The organism is Paraburkholderia madseniana (assembly GCF_009690905.1).
GTDB lineage: Bacteria > Pseudomonadota > Gammaproteobacteria > Burkholderiales > Burkholderiaceae > Paraburkholderia > Paraburkholderia madseniana.
This window is the reverse complement of the sequence record NZ_VOSW01000230.1, coordinates 1-3254: the sequence shown is the minus strand read 5'-3', so window position 1 is coordinate 3254 and position 3254 is coordinate 1. Positions and strand designations below refer to the sequence as shown.

Annotated in this window: 4 protein-coding genes and 1 pseudogene; all 5 read right to left on the bottom strand. The window is 57.3% G+C overall.

What is annotated here, in order from left to right; all coding sequences use genetic code 11:
* Positions 1 to 808, bottom strand: an 808-nt coding sequence (locus tag FSO04_RS45345) for an MCP four helix bundle domain-containing protein (RefSeq protein ID WP_154567940.1), incomplete at its 3' end; no start/stop codon positions are given.
* A gap of 68 nt (positions 809 to 876) precedes the next feature.
* Positions 877 to 1038, bottom strand: a pseudogene (locus tag FSO04_RS45340) (methyl-accepting chemotaxis protein); the annotation flags it as partial.
* Positions 1029 to 1265: a hypothetical protein gene (locus FSO04_RS46745; protein ID WP_166618397.1), complete on the bottom strand. Its 237-nt coding sequence runs from the start codon at positions 1263 to 1265 to the stop codon at positions 1029 to 1031. The gene FSO04_RS46745 and the pseudogene FSO04_RS45340, both read right to left, overlap by 10 nt.
* A complete protein-coding gene (locus FSO04_RS45335) occupies positions 1258 to 1599 on the bottom strand; it encodes a hypothetical protein (protein WP_154567938.1) in 342 nt (113 codons plus the stop codon). The genes FSO04_RS46745 and FSO04_RS45335 overlap by 8 nt, the downstream gene beginning before the upstream one ends.
* A gap of 327 nt (positions 1600 to 1926) precedes the next feature.
* Complete coding sequence (locus tag FSO04_RS45330) at positions 1927 to 2955, bottom strand: helix-turn-helix transcriptional regulator (protein ID WP_199203120.1); 1029 nt, start codon at positions 2953 to 2955, stop codon at positions 1927 to 1929.
* Positions 2956 to 3254 lie beyond the last annotated feature (299 nt).

Genomic DNA, 3254 nt, shown 5'->3' with positions numbered 1-3254 from the left:
TGGACCCCTTGATTCCGCGAATCGTATTGCTAAGCTGCTGATCCATTCTCTTCAGCGCTTCGAGAAGCTGGCCGAACTCGTCTCGCGACGTGATCTGGATATCGTTCTCCAGCCTGCCGCTAGCGATCTGGTTCGCTACGTCCACCGCCTTTTTAAGGGGATTCGAGATCGCGCGCAGCAGGTACAGCGACGCACCGGCGGCGACCATTACGCCGAAGCCGATAAGTGCAATCGCGATCCAAAGGATAGCTCTGAATGTCGATCCGCTATCGTCTGAAAACTGTTTGGCCTGAACCAGATGAAGCGTGGCGTCGGCGCCGAGGTCATTTGTCAACGAATCCGACACGTTTGCCGACCTACTGATCAGATCCGCAGCAGCGTCGAAATTGCTTTCCTTGAGCGCTGCCACGGCGTCGGTAGTCTGAAATTTGAATTCGGAGAGCGCTGCGTTGATTTTGTCCGCAATCCGGTGCTCCTTATCACTGGATATACTGGCAGGGTAGTAGTCAGTCCATGCTTTGTTTATCATCTCAACATTTGCCTGGATCCCGGGAAGCGTTTTCGCTACGTCGTCGGCATTTCTGGTGGCCTGCAAGCGTCGTAGTTTCGCACGTATATCAAGTTGTGCCGCTCGAATATCCGAAAGCTGGGCGATTGGCACGGTATTGCTGGAATACGCATCGCTCATGTTGGAATTCAGTCTGGAAATACCGAATACGCCAAAAAGGCCGATTGCAGCCGTGAGCGTCACGCACACGCCAAACGCCAGAATGATCTTGAATTTGATCGTATGGAAAAAATGGTTCACGTTGTTCTCTGCAAAGGGCTATTGATAATGGACCGGCAATGGTTGCGAAGTGGCTCGTTCGGTCGCGTGCCCGCTTCGACCTGCTCGACCGAGCCGCTGATTAGCGGCTTGATCTCCTTGGCCGCCGTCGCGGAACGCTGAGCGAGGCTGCACACTTCCGCAGCGACGACAGCGAAGCCACGGCCCTACTCGCCCGCGCAGGCCCCCTCGACCGCCGCATTCAGCGCGAGGAATGCAACGTCAGGTCGCCGGCGGCAATCCTGCCGGCCGCGTCGGTCGACTCGCTGTCGAGCTGGCTCACAAGTCCGCGTGTGATGAACAGAGCTGACGCGAGACTCACCTGCAGCGCGAGTGCGCTGAACGTCAGCAACCATGTGCGGCTCGCAGCATAGGCCGCCTTAGCGGCCGCCGTTTCCTCCTCGCCCTGCTTGTGCTCCAAATCTCGCAGTTCACGCACAAGGCCCCACCACTTCTTCTGCAGCGGCCGGAAGTCGAAGCGCAGCAGCTGTAGGCCGCATCCTTGTGACGGGAGAGGCCCGGTCCTTCGCCTTGTCGATGAACGGCAGGGCCTGCTCGCTTTGCTGCTTGACCTGATCGAGCAGGGCCGTCTTGGCGGAAGTCGCTCCCGGGAGGGTGAACAGGGTGACGAGTTTCGCCTTAGTTTCGGCCGTGAGGCGGTCCACTTCGATCGGGATCTCATCACGCTTGTTCAGGTTGCGCAGCGCCAGCGCGCGATTGGCAATGCTTCGATCCAGCCGAGGGGTTGCCACTTTCATTTTGGAGAAGTTCATGGCTCTCTCATTCCTAGGGTGTTCGCTAGACGAATGCGACATGAAAGCTAGATGAAAAACGGTCAGTTTTTTTGCATCTTTCTGAAGAAATGCACAGACCGTTCCGTTTATGACTGATTTTATCAGACGATAACGATAGTCTTTAACGAACATTTTGGACTGCGACAGAATTTTTTCGTCATGCCACCGGTCACCGGCAGATTATTGATAGCGAACCTGTCGTGAACGAAGGTTCGTCACCGCGAAAGGTAAGTGCACATACTGCCATCGTCTCGCATGCCGATCTTCCCCCGCTTGAGGGAGGAACGGCTGACGCCGAACATGTGATCACGCTGACGGCGTGTTCCGCCGCGGCAAGGAAAGAAGAAAGGACGACAGATCGTGCCGCGTGCCGCAGTTTGCCTTTTCGAGCACGGCTTTCACGTGATCGCGTGCCGAGTTGATCGTGATCTGCAGCGCATCGGCAATTTCCCGATTCGTCTTGCCTTGCAACAGGAGCAGGCTGGCGCGTTGCTGGGCCGCGGAGAACTGCGCGTCCTGCATCGCCGATGCAAGACGCAAAACCTTCGGTTCCTTACGCTCCATCCGGATTGCGATCAAGCCGTCGCCCGGGGTCATCGGGTCCAGCCAATAAGCGTGGATGTCAAATTGACCCCAGCGATTGGTCAACTGGAGCCGAGGGGGAAGCGTGGTCGCCGGCCGTCCGACGTCTATCAAGCGCCTGAACACGAGTTCAATGAATCCCGGTACGCCAAACCTCCCGATCAAATCGACGAACCCGGTGTTCTCGATCATCGATGCAAGCGTCAAAGCCGATGCGCTTCTGTATTGAATCTTTCCTTCCCGATCCATCAGAAGCATGCCGCTGTCGATGCTATCGGCAAATTCGATCTCGGACGACGGGTCGACCGAGAGCGCATGGGAGACGTAGGGTATCAAGCCCTCCACGAACCCGATATCGGCCTTGGAAAAGTTGCGTGCCGTGCGCTCGCGATGCAGCATCAGGTGCCCGAGACAGCGGCCGTCGGCGGCCGGGATCACAGTCGAGAGCCCGTAATGTATTCCGGTCTCCTTCCAGATGTAGTTGCACATCTCCGTCCGGGAGAAGCCGGCCCATTCCGGCGTAAGCCGCACGCTCGGCCCACGCTCGTAAAACGACGCTAAGCCGCCAGCGTGCGGCGATTCGGCCTCTATGTGAGCGAAGTGCACGAGGAAATCGTTCGCGACACGGTCCGGCACGACGGTATTCGACCAGACATGCTGGATTCTCGGCTCGGTGGGCGACAACCAGAGAAAGACGCAGACATTGAAATCGACGGTATGCCGAAGCGCGCGTGTAAAGTCAGGAAGCAACATCTCCCAACCGAGGTTCAGCAAACAGATCTGCCGAATGTTCGCTCTGGCTCTTGCATTTTTTTGATGCATCTAACAGCTGCCACTTTCGTATTTAGAGTTGCGGGGACTGTGCTTACATTGTCTTTCCCTTGTATACGGCTCTGAGTGTCGATATCTTGAGGGCTGCGCAGGATTCACGTGGCGTCTTTGATGTCGCTCCGCGTGTGCGCGCGTTGCCGCAACAGCGTCGCGAAGCGGTCCGCGTTCAATGGCCGGCTGACGTGGAACCCCTGGATCTGGTCGCAGCCGCGCTCGCGAAC

What these genes read in the sequence shown, in the direction of transcription:
- FSO04_RS45335 (WP_154567938.1), bottom strand. Translation starts at nt 1,599, where the DNA reads ATGAACTTCTCCAAAATGAAAGTGGCAACCCCTCGGCTGGATCGAAGC.
- FSO04_RS45330 (WP_199203120.1), bottom strand. Translation starts at nt 2,955, where the DNA reads ATGTTGCTTCCTGACTTTACACGCGCGCTTCGGCATACCGTCGATTTC.